Origin of the sequence: Bacillus sp. hwrm1, assembly GCF_040207805.1 — a bacterium.
Classification (GTDB): Bacteria; Bacillota; Bacilli; order Bacillales; family Bacillaceae; genus Bacillus; species Bacillus velezensis.
Window position 1 is genome coordinate 736071 of sequence record NZ_CP157943.1, and the last position, 16746, is coordinate 752816.

Consider the following 16746-nt stretch of genomic DNA (forward strand, 5'->3'; position numbering starts at 1 on the left):
GATGAAAGCCGGATTTGTCAGCTTGATGTCGGAGGTGCCGCTGATGGCAAAACGTGATAAAGAGTGGAAAGAAGAGCAGGAAAGAATCAATTTTGTCATGAAGGAACTGGAACAGAAACAAACTCATCTTGAAGCCTCATCGGGCGGATTGAAGCAGGATATTGTCGGGCTGAGAAAAACGTTTTGGGATGATGTCACCGTGAATATGGATGACGCCCACGAAGCGGCTGAGACATTTTCAAGCATTAAACAGCAGGCAGAAATGCTTTCAGAACGTGAACGGACGCATCGGCTTCAATACCGGCAGCTTCAAAAAATCCAAAAGCTGAAAACCTCTCCTTACTTCGGCCGTGTCGATTTTACGGAAAAAGGGGAGTCCTCTTCCGAGCGGATTTATATCGGGCTGACTTCTTTGATGGATGAAAACAACGAGCAATTTCTCATTTATGATTGGCGCGCGCCCATCTCATCTCTTTACTATCAATATTCCCCGGGAAAAGCCCGCTATGAAGTTCCCGAAGAAACGATAGAAGGAGACATCACACTGAAGCGGCAGTTTATCATTAAAAACGGGACGCTTAAAGCGATGTTTAACACGGATATGACGATTGGTGACGAAATGCTGCAAGAGGTGCTGAGCGGGCATTCCGGACAGCATATGAAAAACATCGTGTCAACCATCCAAAAAGAACAGAACGAAATCATCCGGGATGAAAAAAGCAAATATCTCATCGTTCAGGGAGCCGCCGGAAGCGGGAAAACATCCGCGGCGCTTCAGCGGGCCGCTTACTTGCTGTACCGCGGGCGCGGGGTGCTTGATGCCCGTCAGATTGTATTGTTTTCCCCGAACATTTTGTTCAACAGTTATGTTTCCGCCGTATTGCCGGAATTGGGAGAAGAGAATATGGAGCAGGCCACCTTTCAGGAATATATCATCCGCCGGCTCGGACGAAAGTTTGATTGTGAAAGCCCGTACGAGCAGCTTGAATATTGCCTGACTGAACAAAATCAGGACGCACTTTCCGTAAGGCTCGCAGCCATTGCTTACAAAGCGTCATCAGCTTTCCAGGCCATGATTGACCGCTACGCCTGCTCGCTTTCCGGCTCGGGCCTGATGTGTAAACAGATCAGCTTCCGGGGAGACATCCTGATTTCAAAAGAACGGATTGAAGCCTATTTTTATTCGCTTGATCAGCAGCTGCCGATTCCGAACAGAGCGGAGCTGACAGCGGAATGGCTTCTCGCGGAAATCAGCGCTCTCGAAAAAAAGGAGCGTAAGAAGGAATGGGTCTTGCAGGAGAGCGAGCTGCTTGATAAGGAAGACTATGCTGAGGTTTATCAAACACTCAAGAAGCAGGCGGCAGATGATGAACCTGCATTTGACGACCATCAGCGCGAACAGCGGCTGCTTGGCGCCATTATTGTCGGCAAAGCCTTTAAACCGATTAAGCAGGCCGTCAGACGGCTCGGCTTTCTCGATATAAAACGGATGTATCTCCGGCTGTTTTCAGACTGGGGAGCTGATGAAAAGCCCGATCATTGGGAGAGCATCGGCGCTTTGACCAGAAACGCATTTGCAGAACGGTCACTTCCGTATGAAGATGCCGCTCCGTATCTGTATTTGCAGGATCTGTTAGAAGGAAAAAGAAAAAACACACAAATGAAGCACGTCTTCATTGATGAAGCGCAGGATTATTCCCCATTTCAGCTCACGTATATTCAAAGCATCTTCCCAGCGGCAAAGATGACGGTGCTCGGTGATGTCAGCCAGTCGATTTATGCCCACACCATTACGGGCCCTTCTTCCCTCGCCGGCTGCTTTCGCAATGGTGCAGAAAAGTATGTCAGCCTGAAGCGGACTTACAGATCGACGCGGCAGATTGTTGAATTTACGAAAGCGCTGCTGGCTGACGGCGATGACATTGAGCCTTTTAACCGGAACGGGGAAAAACCGCGTGTTTTGCGGACGGATACAGAAAATGCGCGGCAGGAACAATTGGCGGATACAATCCGGGAGCTCAGACAAAAAGGCTGGGAGACGGTCGCCGTCATCTGCAAAACGGCCGCGGAAGCCAAAAAAGTGTTTCAGGCGGTCAGCGCCGAGAGCGGTGTCCGCTTGATCAATAAAGAAAACCAGCCTTTTCAAAAAGGGGTATGCGTCATTCCCGTTTATTTGGCAAAAGGCATTGAGTTTGACGCCGTCATTGCCGCTGACGCCTCTGCTGCCCAGTACAAAAGCGAACATGACCGTAAGCTGTTATATACGGCCTGTACGCGGGCGATGCATCATCTGACCGTATTGTCTCCGGGAGAACACTCTCCTTTTATTAAAGAAGTGCCCGCCGGCTTATTCGTGTAAGCCCTTTGCCAAGTGCAAAGGGCTTTTTATCATTAGTAATCTTAATCGTTGTCATCATGATTATATATTTTACTTACATACAAACTTTCGGTAAAGTTTCAATTAGAATATTATTTTGACAATTCCTATAGAAATAACGTACGTTACGTTTAATTCCTTGTGAGGTGGATATCGTTGCAACTTCAGGTCATGAACAGTCCGTTTAATCAGGAGCAGGCAGAGCTCCTTAACCGCCTTCTGCCGACCTTGACAGAATCACAGAAAATCTGGCTGAGCGGTTATTTGGCTGCGGCCCGGTCCGAATCCGGTGAAACAGCCGCGCCGGCTGCTCCGGCTCCTGCAGAAAGCCCGGCAGTTTCAAGAGAAGTGACCGTATTATACGGATCGCAAACGGGAAATGCGGAAGGTCTTGCGAAACAGACGGTAAAGACGCTTGAGGAACGGGGATTCCAGGTCACCGTCGCGTCGATGAACGATTTTAAGCCGAATAATCTGAAAAAAATAAACAATTTACTGATCGTTGTGAGCACGCACGGAGAAGGCGATCCGCCGGATAACGCGCTGGCCTTTCATGAATTTCTTCACGGCAGACGCGCGCCGAAGCTTGAAGCGCTCCGTTACTCCGTTTTGGCGCTCGGGGACAGCTCGTATGAATTTTTCTGCCAGACCGGCAAAGAGTTTGACGAGCGTCTTCAAGAGCTCGGCGGCACACAGCTTGCGCCGCGGGTTGATTGCGATCTTGATTATGATGAGCCGTTTTCTGAATGGCTTGACGCGGTCATCGGCGGTTTGAACGAAGGAGCGGGAAATCAAACAGCCGAAGCGCCTGCCGAGACGCCGGCTCTCGGTGAATCCGTTTATTCCAGAACGAATCCGTTTCGGGCGGAGGTTCTTGAGAACATCAATCTGAACGGACGCGGTTCGAATAAAGAAACACGCCATCTCGAGCTTTCGCTTGAAGGATCGGGCCTCGCGTATCAGCCCGGAGACAGCCTCGGCATCTATCCGGAAAATGATCCGGCGCTCGTTGATGAGCTGATCAATGAGCTGAAATGGGACCCAAAACAGGAAGTGGCGGTGAATAAACAAGGAGAGCGCCTCCCGCTGAAAGATGCGCTTACTTCTCATTTTGAAATAACCGTTTTAACAAAACCGTTCCTGCAAAAGGCCGCACAGTTTACGGCTGACCAAAAGCTGAGTGAACTTCTGGCCGAAGGAAACGAAGAGCAGCTGAAAGCGTACATCAACGGCCGTGATCTGCTTGATCTCGTCCGGGATTTCGGTCCGTGGGAAGCGACAGCGGAAGACTTTCTTTCCATCCTGCGTAAAATGCCGGCCCGGCTCTATTCGATCGCAAGCAGTTTAGAAGCGAATCCGGAAGAGGTGCATCTGACAATCGGAGCGGTCAGATATGACGCGCACGGCAGAGAACGAAAAGGCGTCTGCAGCATTCTGTGCGCGGAAAGACTCCAGCCGGGAGATACGCTTCCGATTTACATTCAGCACAACCAAAACTTCAAGCTGCCGGAAAACCCGGATACACCGATCATTATGGTCGGGCCGGGGACAGGCATCGCGCCGTTCCGTTCCTTTATGCAGGAGCGTGAAGAAACCGGAGCTGAAGGGAAAACATGGCTGTTTTTCGGGGATCAGCACTTTGTCACTGATTTTCTGTACCAGACGGAATGGCAAAAATGGCTGCAAAACGGTGTTCTCACAAAAATGGACGTCGCTTTTTCCCGGGATTCGGAGGAAAAAGTATATGTGCAGCACCGCATGAAAGAACAAAGCAAAGAGCTGTATGAATGGCTGCAGCAGGGAGCCGCCGTATACATCTGCGGTGATGAACAGCATATGGCGCATGACGTGCACCAGGCGCTTCTCGATATCATTCAGGAAGAAGGCGGCATGAGCCGTGAAAAAGCGGAAAGCTTCCTGGCAGACATGCAGCAGAAAAAACGCTATCAGCGTGACGTATATTGATTTTGGTTTGAAAGGAGCTTATTCAGCATGGTGAACAACATTTTAAAAGCGCCGGAAGGCCCTCCAAGTGATGTTGAGGAAATTAAAGAAAAAAGTGATTATTTGCGCGGCACATTGAAAGAAGTCATGCTCGACCGGATTTCAGCCGGCATCCCGGACGATGACAACCGGCTGATGAAGCATCACGGAAGCTACTTGCAGGATGACCGCGATCTTCGTAATGAACGTCAAAAACAAAAGCTTGAACCGGCTTATCAGTTCATGCTGCGCGTTCGGATGCCAGGCGGCGTGTCAACTCCGGAACAATGGCTTGTCATGGATGAACTGGCGCAAAAATACGGAAACAATACATTGAAGCTGACAACGCGTGAAACGTTCCAAATGCACGGAATTTTAAAATGGAACATGAAAAAAACGATTCAGAAAATCAATGCGGCGCTGCTTGATACCATTGCGGCCTGCGGAGATGTCAACCGAAACGTCATGTGCGCTTCAAATCCGCACCAGTCTGAAATTCATGCGGAAGTATACGAATGGTCGAAGAAATTGAGCGATGACCTTCTTCCGCGCACGAGAGCCTATCATGAAATCTGGCTTGATGAGGAACGTGTGGCGGGCACTCCTGACACGGAAACGGAACCGATGTACGGGCCGCTGTACCTGCCGCGGAAATTCAAAATCGGAATCGCCGTGCCTCCGTCCAATGATATCGATGTCTATTCTCAAGATCTCGGCTTCATTGCCATCGTGGAGGAAGGCCGTCTTATCGGATTCAACGTTGCAATCGGCGGCGGTATGGGAATGACGCACGGCGATACGGCCACTTATCCGCAGCTTTCAAAAGTCATCGGCTTCTGCAAACCGGAGCAGCTGTATGATGTAGCGGAAAAAACCATTACGATTCAGCGCGATTACGGAAACCGTTCCGTCAGAAAGAATGCCAGATTCAAGTACACTGTTGACCGTCTCGGGCTGGAAAACGTAAAAGCCGAGCTGGAAAACCGCCTCGGCTGGCAGCTGGATGAAGCGAAACCTTATCATTTTGACCATAACGGCGACCGTTACGGATGGGTGAAGGGTGTAAAAGGTAAATGGCACTTTACGATGTTTATCGAAGGCGGCCGCGTCACGGACTATGAGAATTATAAGCTGATGACGGGATTGCGTGAAATCGCCAAAGTCCATACGGGAGATTTCCGTCTCACCTCTAATCAAAACCTGATTATCGGCAATGTCTCGAGCCAGAAAAAGAAACAAATCAGCGCATTAATCGAACAATACGGTCTGACAGACGGCCGGCAGCATTCCGCCCTCCGCCGCAGTTCAATGGCTTGCGTCGCGCTTCCGACATGCGGGCTCGCCATGGCCGAAGCCGAGCGCTATCTGCCGAAATTGATTGATAAGATTGAAGACATTGTTGACGAAAACGGGCTGCGGGATGAAGAAATCACCATCCGTATGACCGGATGCCCGAATGGCTGCGCCCGCCATGCGCTCGGCGAAATCGGATTTATCGGAAAGGCGCCCGGAAAATATAATATGTATTTAGGAGCGGCGTTTGACGGCAGCCGTTTGAGCAAAATGTACCGGGAAAATATCGGTGAAGAAGAAATTCTGAATGAGCTTCGCACCATTCTCCCGCGCTACGCGAAAGAGCGTGAGGAAGGCGAACACTTCGGCGATTTCGTCATCCGCGCCGGCATCATTAAAGCGACGACAGACGGCACGAATTTTCACGAATAAGATGAGCACTTAAAACCAAGGATAGAGACACACTGACGGTGCGTTCTCTATCCTTTACTAAGAAGCATAAACGCTGCACCGCGTCATGAAACAGATGACGCAGCTTGCGAAAAAGCCTGTTTTCAGAGAAAACAGGCTTTTTCTTTTTTCGGAAAAAATGTAGCTGAAGGCAAAAAAAGTTCCCCGTGAGCACGTTATGAGAAATTTTAAATAAAAACGGGTAAAATAAAAGAAGAATGGTTGCGTGCGGAAAATATATTGAATCTGCCCGATCATCGGCTCCGGCCTTTGGCAAAGGCAGAGATCAGGCAATAATGATATGATGCAGCAGATGAAGGAGGTCATGCTTTGGACATATTTTTAGTCGTACTCGTACTTTTAACCATCATCGCGATCTCAAATATCGTAAATCGGTTTGTCCCCTTTATCCCGGTGCCTTTGATTCAGGTGGCGCTCGGTATCATTGCGGCGTCATTTCCGCAGGGGCTTCATTTTGAACTGAATACCGAATTGTTTTTTGTTTTGTTTATCGCTCCGCTGCTTTTTAACGATGGAAAACGGACGCCGCGTGCGGAACTTTGGAATTTAAGAGCGCCGATTCTGCTGCTTGCGCTCGGGCTCGTGTTTGCCACGGTGATTGTCGGCGGTTACACAATTCATTGGATGATTCCGAGCATTCCGCTGGCTGCCGCGTTCGGGCTGGCGGCGATATTGTCACCGACTGACGTTGTCGCGGTCAGCGCGCTGTCAGGGCGAGTGAAGATGCCAAAAGGCATTCTGCGTCTCCTTGAAGGAGAAGGACTGATGAATGACGCATCCGGCCTGGTCGCTTTTAAATTTGCGATTGCGGCTGCCGTGACGGGCGCATTTTCGCTGGCGCAGGCCGCCTTCAGTTTCGTTCTGATTTCAGCCGGCGGTTTACTCAGCGGTGTCGTCATTTCTTTTTTGATTATCCGTTTCCGGCTGTTTTTGCGCCGCCTCGGCATGCAGGATGTCACGATGCATATGCTGATTCAAATTCTGACGCCGTTCGTCATCTATCTCGCGGCTGAAGAAATCGGCGTTTCCGGCATTTTAGCTGTTGTGGCCGGCGGCATCACGCATGCGGTGGAGCAGGACCGTCTTGAATCAACGATGGTCAAACTGCAAATCGTCTCTTCAAGTACGTGGAATATTATTTTGTTCATTCTGAACGGTCTTGTTTTCGTTATTTTAGGGGCGCAAATACCGGATGTGGTCTCCGTCATCTTTAATGATACCGCGTTTAACAATATGATGGTCATCGGGTACATTATCGTCATTACGCTGACGTTAATGATTCTCAGGTTTTTGTGGGTGCTGTTTTTTTGGAACGGCAAGTGGTTTTTTAACAAGGATCAGAGCATTTATAAACCCGGCCTGCGCTCGACCCTGCTGATTTCGGTTTCAGGCGTCAGGGGAGCGGTCACGCTTGCGGGTTCCTTTTCCATTCCTTACGTGCTCTCTGACGGCTCACCGTTTCCTGAACGGAATTTGATTCTCTTTTTAGCCGCGGGTGTTATTATGTGCACATTGGTGCTGGCGACAATCGTACTGCCGATTTTGACAGATAAGCCGGAAGACAATGTGAAAGAGAAGAAAGTCAAATTGCTGACAGCGAGACGGAAGCTGATAAAGGCAGCCTTAACGGCCATTAAAGAAAATATGAATGAGACAAACAAAACGGCTTCTTTTGCGGTTATTGCCGAATACAATGAGAAAATGAAAAATCTCAGATTTCAGCAGTTCACCGTCAAAAACCGCACGAAAAAAGATGAGCGGAAAGTCCGCGCCCAAGGGATACAGGCTGAACAGGAAGAATTGCTGCGGCTGATTGAGCGGGGCGACATACCGGAAGAAACGGCTGACAGCCTTCAGGAACGGTTTGATGAACTGGAAGTGCTGTATACGAATCCGTTTAAAGTCGGCTTATCTAAGAAAAAGCTGAAACGCCTGATGTACTGGATCTTTTTCGGTGAACAAAAAAAGCCGGAAATGACGATTTTAAATGAAGAAGGCCTCATCCGCGCCACAAGGGTTAAAACGGCAAAAGCGGCCATTGAAAGCCTGAAAAAACACATGACTGAAGAAAATAAAGATGTGACGCTTGCCGTCATTTCCTTTTACAATCACTTGATTTTCAGGCTGGGGCACTCGTATCACGAACAGAGTCCGAGCCGCCGTTTTGAAAATCAAAAACTCGAAATCAAACTGCGGGCCGTGCAGGCCATCCGCAACGAAATCCAAACATTGTTCGAAGAGCGGGAAATTTCCCGCGATATGTCACATGAGCTTCGCCAATACATCAATGATGTAGAAGCGGCCATGCTTGACGGAGATGAATAAATCAAAAAAGTCCGGCATCTGTCGCCGGACTTTTTTTGATTACGGACGATGGAATTCGACGTGATCGCCGTCGCGGTCAAACCAGCCTCTGAAGGCCCAGTTGATCCAGCCGCCATCACCTTTATTGGTGAAGCTTCCGTCTTCAAACACCCAAATGCCGTACGTGATGCCGTCATAAACAGCGGAACCGTAAAACTGAACACCGTTAAAATGATCTTCATATTCCTGGCTTAAATTAAACACCATGACGTTATATTTTTGTCCGGAAGCGTAGAATGAAGATTCCATTAAGTTTTTGACGAAGCCGTCACGGTTTTGCGCCGACTTAATCGCGTCAGCAATCGAATTGCCGATGCCGAGCAGGTCAACGTCAATGTTTAATCCGACATCTTTTGCTGAGGCATCTGATGATTGCTGTGCCATGTTTTGAGGGACCGGGGTTTCTTTTGCGGATACAAAGGACAGAGGAGTCAGAGACAAAGCGGCGCCAAGGGCAACGGACATCGGGATACGCATACGTTTCATATGATTTCCTCCTTCAATTGTGTGGTGGCTACAGTAGCGATTTACCCGGACAGTTACCCGGTTAACCGGAATTTTTGAAAAATAGGAAAATAATAACGGAAGTGGTGCTTGGGCACTAAAGATGGTTTTTGTGATGACGATGAGCGTATAATTGGTTTCTTACGGCGGAAATGTGAGATAATAATAACCGTTTACATAATGACTAGAAAGGATGGTTCAACGTGGCAAAAAGCTTAAAAGATACTGTAAAGCTTCATAATGGCGTTGAAATGCCGTGGTTCGGCCTTGGCGTCTTCAAGGTGGAAAACGGAAGCGTAGCGGCGGACTCCGTCGAAGCGGCAATCAGAAACGGCTACCGCAGCATTGATACGGCGGCTATTTACAAAAATGAAGAGGGTGTCGGCGAAGGCATCAGAGCTGCGGGTGTTGCCAGAGAAGAGCTGTTCATCACGTCAAAAGTGTGGAATGAAGATCAAGGATACGAAACGACACTTGACGCGTTTGAGAAAAGCCTTGAGCGCCTCGGCCTCGATTACCTCGACCTTTACCTGATTCACTGGCCGGGCAAGGATAAATATAAAGACACATGGCGCGCTCTTGAAAAGCTGTACAAAGACGGCAAAATCCGCGCCATCGGCGTCAGCAACTTCCAAGTGCATCATTTAGAAGAGCTGCTGAAAGATGCTGAAATCAAGCCGATGGTCAACCAGATTGAATTCCACCCGCGCCTGACTCAAAAAGAAGTAAGAGATTTCTGCAAAGCGCAGGGCATTCAAGTGGAAGCTTGGTCTCCATTGATGCAGGGACAGCTCCTCGATAACGAAGTGCTGTCACAAATTGCGGAAAAACATAACAAATCGGTTGCTCAAGTGATTTTGCGCTGGGATCTTCAGAACGAAGTCGTTACCATTCCGAAATCGATTAAAGAACACCGCATCATAGAAAATGCCGATATTTTTGATTTCGAACTGTCACAGGAAGAAATGGAAAAGATCAGCGCATTGAACAAAGACGAGCGTGTCGGCCCGAATCCGGACGAGCTTCTGTTCTAAGAAAAAACAGCCCTTTACGGGGCTGTTTTTCTTTACATAAATGTCTGTGTCTGACGTTTTACGCTGAACCTGTATGCGGCTATTAATAACAGGGCGGCGGCGAAGGCTCCCAAAATGATGATGTTCAGCATCAGGCTTTGGAACGTGCGGCCGTGCTGCAATTGATCCACCGTATCGAGCACCCAGCGCTGAGGCAGAAATTCGGCGATTGTCTGCACCGTTTTCGGCATAATATTGCCCGGAAAGAAGCAGCCGGCCAGCAAGCATGTCGGCACGACGATCAAATTCAAAAGCGCCGATGCCGAAGCGCTGCTATTGGAAAAACCGACGGCAATAAAGGCGACCCCGATCGCGCTTAATGCAAACAGCATCATCAGGACGAACAGCTGCCACAGCGGGAATGACGTATGAATATGAAAAGCGGCGCCCATAAAGAGAACGGCGAATAGAATTTGGACGGCCATGATAATGATATTCACCGCCGCGTTCGCCAATACATACTGCTTTGATGTGATCGGCGTTGACAGAAGCCTGTAGTATGTCCTGTTTTCTCTCTCTTTAATCATTAGTTCCGTCAGGTTGCCTGCGGAATAGAGCATAATGATAATGAGATACCCGATGACTGAGTAAGTCATTTCTTTATGGTTCGATGTATCTTGTAAAACAGCGGACTCCGTTTGAATGGGAGAATGCTTGAAATCGGCGTACATCGCCTGAAAGGCCTTTGCGTCTCCGCCGGAGGATTTGCCGATTGAGGCGATGCTGTTCATATAATTGTACAAATAAGAGCTGACATATCCGGTGACCTGGGCGCCTTTCAGCGAGGTCATGCCGATGTGAGACGGTTTCCCGTCTTTTATGCTTTGGGAGAAGCCTTTTTCAAACGTAATGAGCGCCTCCATTTTTCCTGAAGCGATCTTTGATGTGGCGGACGCAGCCGTTTCCTTCGAAATCTTCACATGATCCAGTCCTTTTAAAAACGCGGCCGTATCCTGCGCCACTTCTCCGCCGTCTTGATCGAGAATGCCGATATTGAGCGTTTCGGCTCCGCCGTTGGCATTGGTCATGAAGGAGAGGAAGACGCCGATCAGCGGAGCCCCGATATAAAGAATGAGCTGTTTTTTGCTTTTTGTAATCCCTTTGAGAGTGTGCGCAAACAGCCACCAGAAGTTTTTCATATTACAGTCCCTCCCGTCTTTGAAACGTAAATGCGGCGATCAGCAAAAAGAGTGCCGCCAATGCTGTATTTAAACCGAGTGCAGGCCATGCCGCTGATACATCATTTGCGTAAATGATGCTGTTAATCGCCTTATTGATCCAGGATAAGGGCGACAGGGCGGAAATTCCTCCGCCTTCATATTTGTAATAGGCGCCGCCGATAATGGACATCACCTGAACGATGATGACGGTGATTAATCTGGCGCTTTCGGGTTTTCTGGTCAAATAGCTCAGGCTGAGTCCGAAGCTGACGGCCAAAAGAATTTCAGAAACGAGAATCAAAAGCACAAGTCCCATGTGGCTGCCCCAATTCGCTTTTAAGATAAATTTGCTGAAGGCGACAACGGCAAGAATCGTCAGAACATTCACAGCCAAAATGCCGAGCATCTTTCCGAGAAAGATATCGCTTTTCCGGAGCGGGGCGGCGATCAGGCGATCTGCGGTGTGCCGTATTCTTTCCCCGCGGAATAAGCTGCTTGCAAAAATCGAGGCGTACAGCCCGATCATCGTCGTCATGGATATCGCGTAAAAATCTTTCGCTTTCGGTTCTTTCGCTTTGTGTAAAGACGTCTGCTTCATATAATCGCTTTTGATTTGTCCGGCGGAAGGCGCCTTATGCGCCTTGTAAGCGGCGGCGCCTGCTTTGTATTGATTGGTAAAAGCGGTCAGCATGCCTTGGACGATCGTGCCGTTTATGCCGCTCCGGTCATTTGTATAGACTTGAAAACCGGTGTTTTTTACAGTGACGAAAGCATCCGCCTGATTTTCTCGAACCACGTTTTTGCCTTTTGCCTCCGTGTCCGCTTTTTGAAAATAGACATGCTCTTTTTTGGCGTTTTTCATAAACTCAGTAAAATCATGAGAAAGAGGGCCGTTTGACTGGTCCGTATATACCACCTTGATGTTTCCGACCGTCACCTCTGAATCAAAGGCGTTTGATAATGCCGCAGTGAAAATCAGCATGAAGACGATCGGAAAAGCAAGCATGAAAATAAAAGTTCGTCTGTCGCGGAAACTGATTTTGATTTCTTTCACGGCGATGTGCAGAATATTCATTTGCAATCCTCCTTTCAATGGGGTCAGTCGCGCAGGCTTCTGCCTGTCAGCGTGAGAAATACCGTTTCTAAGTCAGGGGCCTGTTCCTGCAAGGAGCGGATTTCAATGCCTTTGTCCATGAAGTACCGGATCAGGCGGTTTAAATTGTTGACCCCTGTGTCAGAGCTGATTTTCACGCTGTTTTCTTCCAGCGCGGCGGCTCTGACGCCGGGCAGCTCCTGAATATCGCCGAGGCTGATGCCGTTTCCGGATGACAGCTCAATCACGACGTCCTTCGTGTCGGTAATGATGGAGGTCAGCTGTTCTTTTGTGCCTTCTGCGATGACTTTTCCATGGTCGATAATGGCGATGCGCGTGCATATTTCTTCCACTTCCTCCATGTAGTGGCTCGTGTAGATGATCGTGCAGCCCATTTCATTCAGCTTTTTCACTGATTGCAGAATATAATTTCTTGATTGCGGGTCAATGCCGACCGTCGGTTCATCCATGATGATCAGTTTCGGCCGGTGGGCAAGAGCGCACGCAATATTGAGCCTGCGCTTCATTCCGCCGGAAAAATGCTTCGGCAAATATTTGTGTTTATCGCTCAAGCCGACGAATGTCAGGGCTTCCTCAACCCGTTCTTTCAGAGCCGCCCCTCTCAGGCCGTACAGCCCGGCGAAGAACTTCACATTTTCATAGGCGTTTAATTCTTCGTAAATCGCGAGGTCCTGAGGGACGATGCCGATATTCATTTTCGCTGCTTTGCTATATTTGAAAATATCTTTTCCGAGAAACAGAATGTCTCCGCCTGAAGGTTTTAAAAGGCCTGAGATCATATTGATCGTCGTGCTTTTTCCGGCTCCGTTTGCGCCGAGAAACCCGAAAATCTCACCTTCTTTTACGGCAAGCGACATCTGGTCAACGGCGGCATAATCACCGAATTTCTTACTCAGCTGTTTGAGCTCCAAAATGTTCATGTTTCCACCTCTATGTCTTATGATGCTCTTATTATAAAAAAAAGAATGAACGGCCGTTAGTGCAGCTGTTCATTCCTTTGACATGAGAATCTTCATATTTTTCACATGAAAACATTCACTTATTCAACCGGAAGCAATGTCGTGACGGAAAAACCGGCCGTGCCGTCAAAAATAACGGTTCCGTGCAAGACGGCCGCCCGTTCTTCCATACCGAGCATGCCGAGGCCTTTTTTAAAGCGGACGGCGCCGTTTCCGTTATCTTTCACTTCCGCTTTCACGGCTTTGTTCAGCACATGGATATCAATGAAGATCTGTGTGGCATCGGCGTATTTCATTGCATTGGTCAAGGCTTCGGTTACGTTTTCCTGAATGACTCTCCAATGCATTTGCGTCAGCTTGTCCAAATCGCCTTGATGCGTAAACGGAACCGGCATCCCGTTTTTGGCCGAAAATTCATCAATAAACGTTCTTAATCTGTGAATGCCCATTTGTTCAGCGGGCGGTTTCATATTTTTCAGCGTAATGCGGATATCCTCTATGCCCTCTTTGGAAATGGTAATGGCGTTTTGGAGCAGTTCAGCCGCTTTGTCCGGATGGGAGCCGAGCATCCGTTTCGCCGCTTCCATCTGAATGAGCGCGCCTGTCATGGAATGGCCGATTTTGTCATGGATGGCTTGGGACAATCTGTTTCTTTCTTCGAGTTTGCCGGTATACTCCGATTGTTTGATATATTCTGTGCTGCTGTGCAGCTGTTTCGTCAGTTTTTCAATGCTTGAGCGCATGTTGTCTGACTGCTCTTCATATTTTTTCAGCCGGTCGCTGGAACGGGCGGCCAAAACGAATATCGCCAAGCAGAACAAGGTCATGACGATATAAGTCGGAAGGTCGCCGTACGGGATAAATAAAAACGGCACAAACACGAGCAGGCAGAACACATAGCGGTGAACCGGATATTCGGCAAGAACGGCAAAAATGGCGGGCGGCAAAAGAAACAGAAACGCCGGATGGCCTAAGGCGGAAAGCCAAGCGGTCAATGCCAGCGCCATGAGGGTGATCCCGCGCCTCCAAGGGGGCAGCCTGATCATGCAGACCGCAATGCCCAAAGATAGATAAAGCAGCAGAAACAAGACGGCGTACGGTGTGTAAAGGCGGTCTGCCGATACGAACAAAAAAGCCGTATAAAAAATGGCGATCAGTCTGCTCATCAGCATCCAAAAATCCATACCGTTCAACGCCCGTTATCCACCTTCCCGGTGATATAATAAATCGCGATCTGCGTTCTGTGCTCAAGCCCCGTTTTCCCTAAAATAGAGGAAATATAATTGGCCGTCGTCCCTTCAGAAATGAAAAGCTGTTTTGAAATTTCCCTGTTCGAGAATCCTTTCGCAATAAGCGACATGATGCTGAGCTCTCTTTCAGTAAACTGGCTTTCATCAATCTGATGCGCGGCTTCCGCCGGCCGGGAAAGGCTGTCTTTTATTTTATCCAGTACGGTGTCCTGAAGAATGCTGTGCCCGTTGAAAACGCTTTTGATCGCATCGCGGATCCGTTCCGGTTCGGTATTTTTTAATAAATATCCTTTCGCGCCGTTTTTAATCGCTTCTAAAATATACTCATCGTCGTCAAATGTCGTCAGGATCATCGGCTTCGTATCCGTTTCCTCCGCGATCCGTTTTGCGGCTTCGACGCCGTTCATCACCGGCATGCGGACGTCCAGCAAGGCGATATCGACGGAATTGTGTTTACAATACTCTGCCGCCTCGAGGCCGTTTTCCAACGTTGCCGATACAGTAAATTCCTCATATGTATGTAAAATGATTTTCATTCCTTCTCTGATGAAAGAATTATCATCCGCGATAATGACATTAATCTTCATGGCCGCACCCTTTGTGTGTTTTTTGTTTCATTATATACCATCCGATTTTAAATCAAAAAGCCTCCCGGCGAAAGGTGCGCGGAAGGCGGATCGGTCAAGCGGGTTTTTTCAATTGGATGAAAAACAGCATCAGGAAAGAAATGATCACAATACAGATCACCCACACCCAGGCGAGTGTTTCATTGCCGGAGTCCATCGCGACGTAAATCGCTGTCGGCAGCGTTTGGGTGACACCGGGAATATTTCCCGCAAACATTAAAGTCGCCCCGAATTCACCTAGCGCACGTGCAATACTGAGAATGCTTCCGGTCAAGAGGGAGGGAAAGGCAAGCGGGACGGAAATACGGGTGAAAACCTGCCACCTGCCGGCTCCGTCTACTTTCGCCGCTCCCTCAATGTCGGCATCAACCGCGGCGAAGCCCGTTTTAGCGGACTGATACATAAGCGGGAAGGCGACAATGGCCGAAGCGATCACCGCGGCCGACCACGTGAAAATGACGGGCTGGTGAAAAATCCGCTCGATCGTCCGGCCGATAAAGCTGTGTTTCCCGAAAATAATAATGAGAATGAAGCCGACAACGGTAGGCGGAAGAACGAGCGGGAGCATAAACAGGGTCTCCACAGCCGTTTTTCCGGGAAATCGCGCTTTCGCCATCCAGGCGCCGGCAAGCGTCCCGAGAATGATGACGGCGATGCCCGATGCCAAAGCCACCTGAAACGACAGTACGACGGGAGTGAAAAACTCCGAAGCCGTAATGTTACTTGGCAGTAAATCCATATTTCTTAAACACTTTCATCGCTTTATCTGACTGCAGATACTGATAAAACGCTTCTGCTTCTTTACGGTGCTTTGTATCCTTGACGATGCCGAGCGGATAAACGATCGGATCGTGCGTTTTCGCCGGCGCTTCATCGGTGATTTTCACCTTTTTCGAAATCAGCGCGTCTGTTTTATAGACAAGCCCGGCATCGACATTTCCGGTTTCAACATAAGAAAGCACCTGGCGAACGTCTTTTGCATAGACGACTTTATCTTTTACCTTGTCCCACAGGGATAATGCCGTCAATGACTGTTTGGCGTATTGTCCGGCTGGAACGGATTCAGGCGTGCCGAGCGCAATTTTTTCCGCGCTGTCTTTTTTCAGGTCATTCAGATGTGTCAGGTGTGCGCTGTTTTTCTCAGGTACGATCATGACGAGATCATTTTTCAAAAGATCCGTGCTGTCCTTTTTGTCGATATCTCCGTCATGAACGAGCTTTTCGAATTTATCTTCGGCTGCCGAGAAGAATAAATCAGCTCCCGCGCCTTGTGAAATTTGTTTTTGCAATGTGCCTGATGATCCGAAGTTGTCTTGAATGGTTACGTTTGAATGTGATTTTTCGTAGTTGGTCTGGATTTCTTCAAGTGCATCCTGAGCGCTGGCTGCCGCAGAAACGGTCAGCGTGACTTTTTCGTTTTGTCCGCCTTTGGACGATTGTCCGGATGAGCAGCCCGCAGTTGCGAGGAAAACGGCCATAGCCGCAGTTGTGAGTAGTGTCGCTTTCTTTTTCAACATTGTGCACCCCTTATAGCTAAATATCATTAGATCAAACTAATTATAACGCAATTGT

General features: G+C 48.7%; 13 protein-coding genes. 5 read left to right on the top strand and 8 right to left on the bottom strand.

Going from position 1 to position 16746, the window contains the following annotated elements; translation table 11 throughout:
- Positions 1-43: 43 nt before the first annotated feature.
- The 4 genes from helD (at position 44) to ABK447_RS03810 (ending at position 8449) form a co-directional block, all read left to right on the top strand.
- Positions 44-2359 carry an RNA polymerase recycling motor HelD gene (gene helD / locus ABK447_RS03795; protein ID WP_025285261.1) on the top strand — a complete coding sequence of 772 codons (2316 nt, stop codon included), beginning with the start codon at positions 44-46 and terminating at the stop codon, positions 2357-2359.
- A 174-nt stretch (positions 2360-2533) separates the two neighbouring features.
- Positions 2534-4342, top strand: coding sequence for an assimilatory sulfite reductase (NADPH) flavoprotein subunit (locus tag ABK447_RS03800; RefSeq protein WP_007410019.1), 1809 nt, complete (start codon positions 2534-2536; stop codon positions 4340-4342).
- A gap of 27 nt (positions 4343-4369) precedes the next feature.
- Positions 4370-6085 (top strand): assimilatory sulfite reductase (NADPH) hemoprotein subunit, encoded by a 1716-nt coding sequence (gene cysI / locus ABK447_RS03805; RefSeq protein WP_094031277.1) that lies wholly within the window; start codon positions 4370-4372, stop codon positions 6083-6085.
- A gap of 348 nt (positions 6086-6433) precedes the next feature.
- Positions 6434-8449: a Na+/H+ antiporter gene (locus ABK447_RS03810; protein WP_039253862.1), complete on the top strand. Its 2016-nt coding sequence runs from the start codon at positions 6434-6436 to the stop codon at positions 8447-8449.
- 39 nt (positions 8450-8488) lie between these two features.
- Here the strand turns inward: ABK447_RS03810 and ABK447_RS03815 are convergent, their stop codons facing one another.
- Positions 8489-8974, bottom strand: a complete 486-nt coding sequence (locus ABK447_RS03815) for a hypothetical protein (RefSeq protein ID WP_012118436.1) — start codon at positions 8972-8974, stop codon at positions 8489-8491.
- A gap of 221 nt (positions 8975-9195) precedes the next feature.
- On the opposite strand from ABK447_RS03815, the gene ABK447_RS03820 reads away from it, so the two are divergent.
- Entirely contained in the window at positions 9196-10026 is an 831-nt protein-coding gene (locus ABK447_RS03820; protein ID WP_007410023.1) for an aldo/keto reductase, read from the top strand.
- 32 nt (positions 10027-10058) lie between these two features.
- On the opposite strand, the gene ABK447_RS03825 is transcribed toward ABK447_RS03820, so the two are convergent.
- The 7 genes from ABK447_RS03825 to modA form a co-directional block, all read right to left on the bottom strand.
- On the bottom strand, positions 10059-11204 hold the full coding sequence (locus tag ABK447_RS03825) for an ABC transporter permease (protein ID WP_094031276.1): 1146 nt from the start codon (positions 11202-11204) through the stop codon (positions 10059-10061).
- Position 11205: 1 nt separating this feature from the next.
- Positions 11206-12300, bottom strand: a complete 1095-nt coding sequence (locus ABK447_RS03830) for an ABC transporter permease (RefSeq protein ID WP_094031275.1) — start codon at positions 12298-12300, stop codon at positions 11206-11208.
- A gap of 23 nt (positions 12301-12323) precedes the next feature.
- Positions 12324-13259: an ABC transporter ATP-binding protein gene (locus tag ABK447_RS03835; protein ID WP_025285256.1), complete on the bottom strand. Its 936-nt coding sequence runs from the start codon at positions 13257-13259 to the stop codon at positions 12324-12326.
- 119 nt (positions 13260-13378) lie between these two features.
- Positions 13379-14482 (bottom strand): sensor histidine kinase, encoded by a 1104-nt coding sequence (locus tag ABK447_RS03840; RefSeq protein WP_179946982.1) that lies wholly within the window; start codon positions 14480-14482, stop codon positions 13379-13381.
- A 5-nt stretch (positions 14483-14487) separates the two neighbouring features.
- Complete coding sequence (locus tag ABK447_RS03845) at positions 14488-15135, bottom strand: response regulator transcription factor (RefSeq protein ID WP_012118431.1); 648 nt, start codon at positions 15133-15135, stop codon at positions 14488-14490.
- Positions 15136-15229: 94 nt separating this feature from the next.
- Positions 15230-15913 carry a molybdate ABC transporter permease subunit gene (gene modB / locus ABK447_RS03850; protein WP_039063632.1) on the bottom strand — a complete coding sequence of 228 codons (684 nt, stop codon included), beginning with the start codon at positions 15911-15913 and terminating at the stop codon, positions 15230-15232.
- The gene (modA, locus tag ABK447_RS03855) at positions 15894-16691 is read right to left on the bottom strand and encodes a molybdate ABC transporter substrate-binding protein (protein WP_025285253.1); all 798 of its coding nucleotides are present in this window, start codon (positions 16689-16691) and stop codon (positions 15894-15896) included. The genes modB and modA overlap by 20 nt, the downstream gene beginning before the upstream one ends.
- Between the last annotated feature and the right edge of the window lie 55 nt (positions 16692-16746).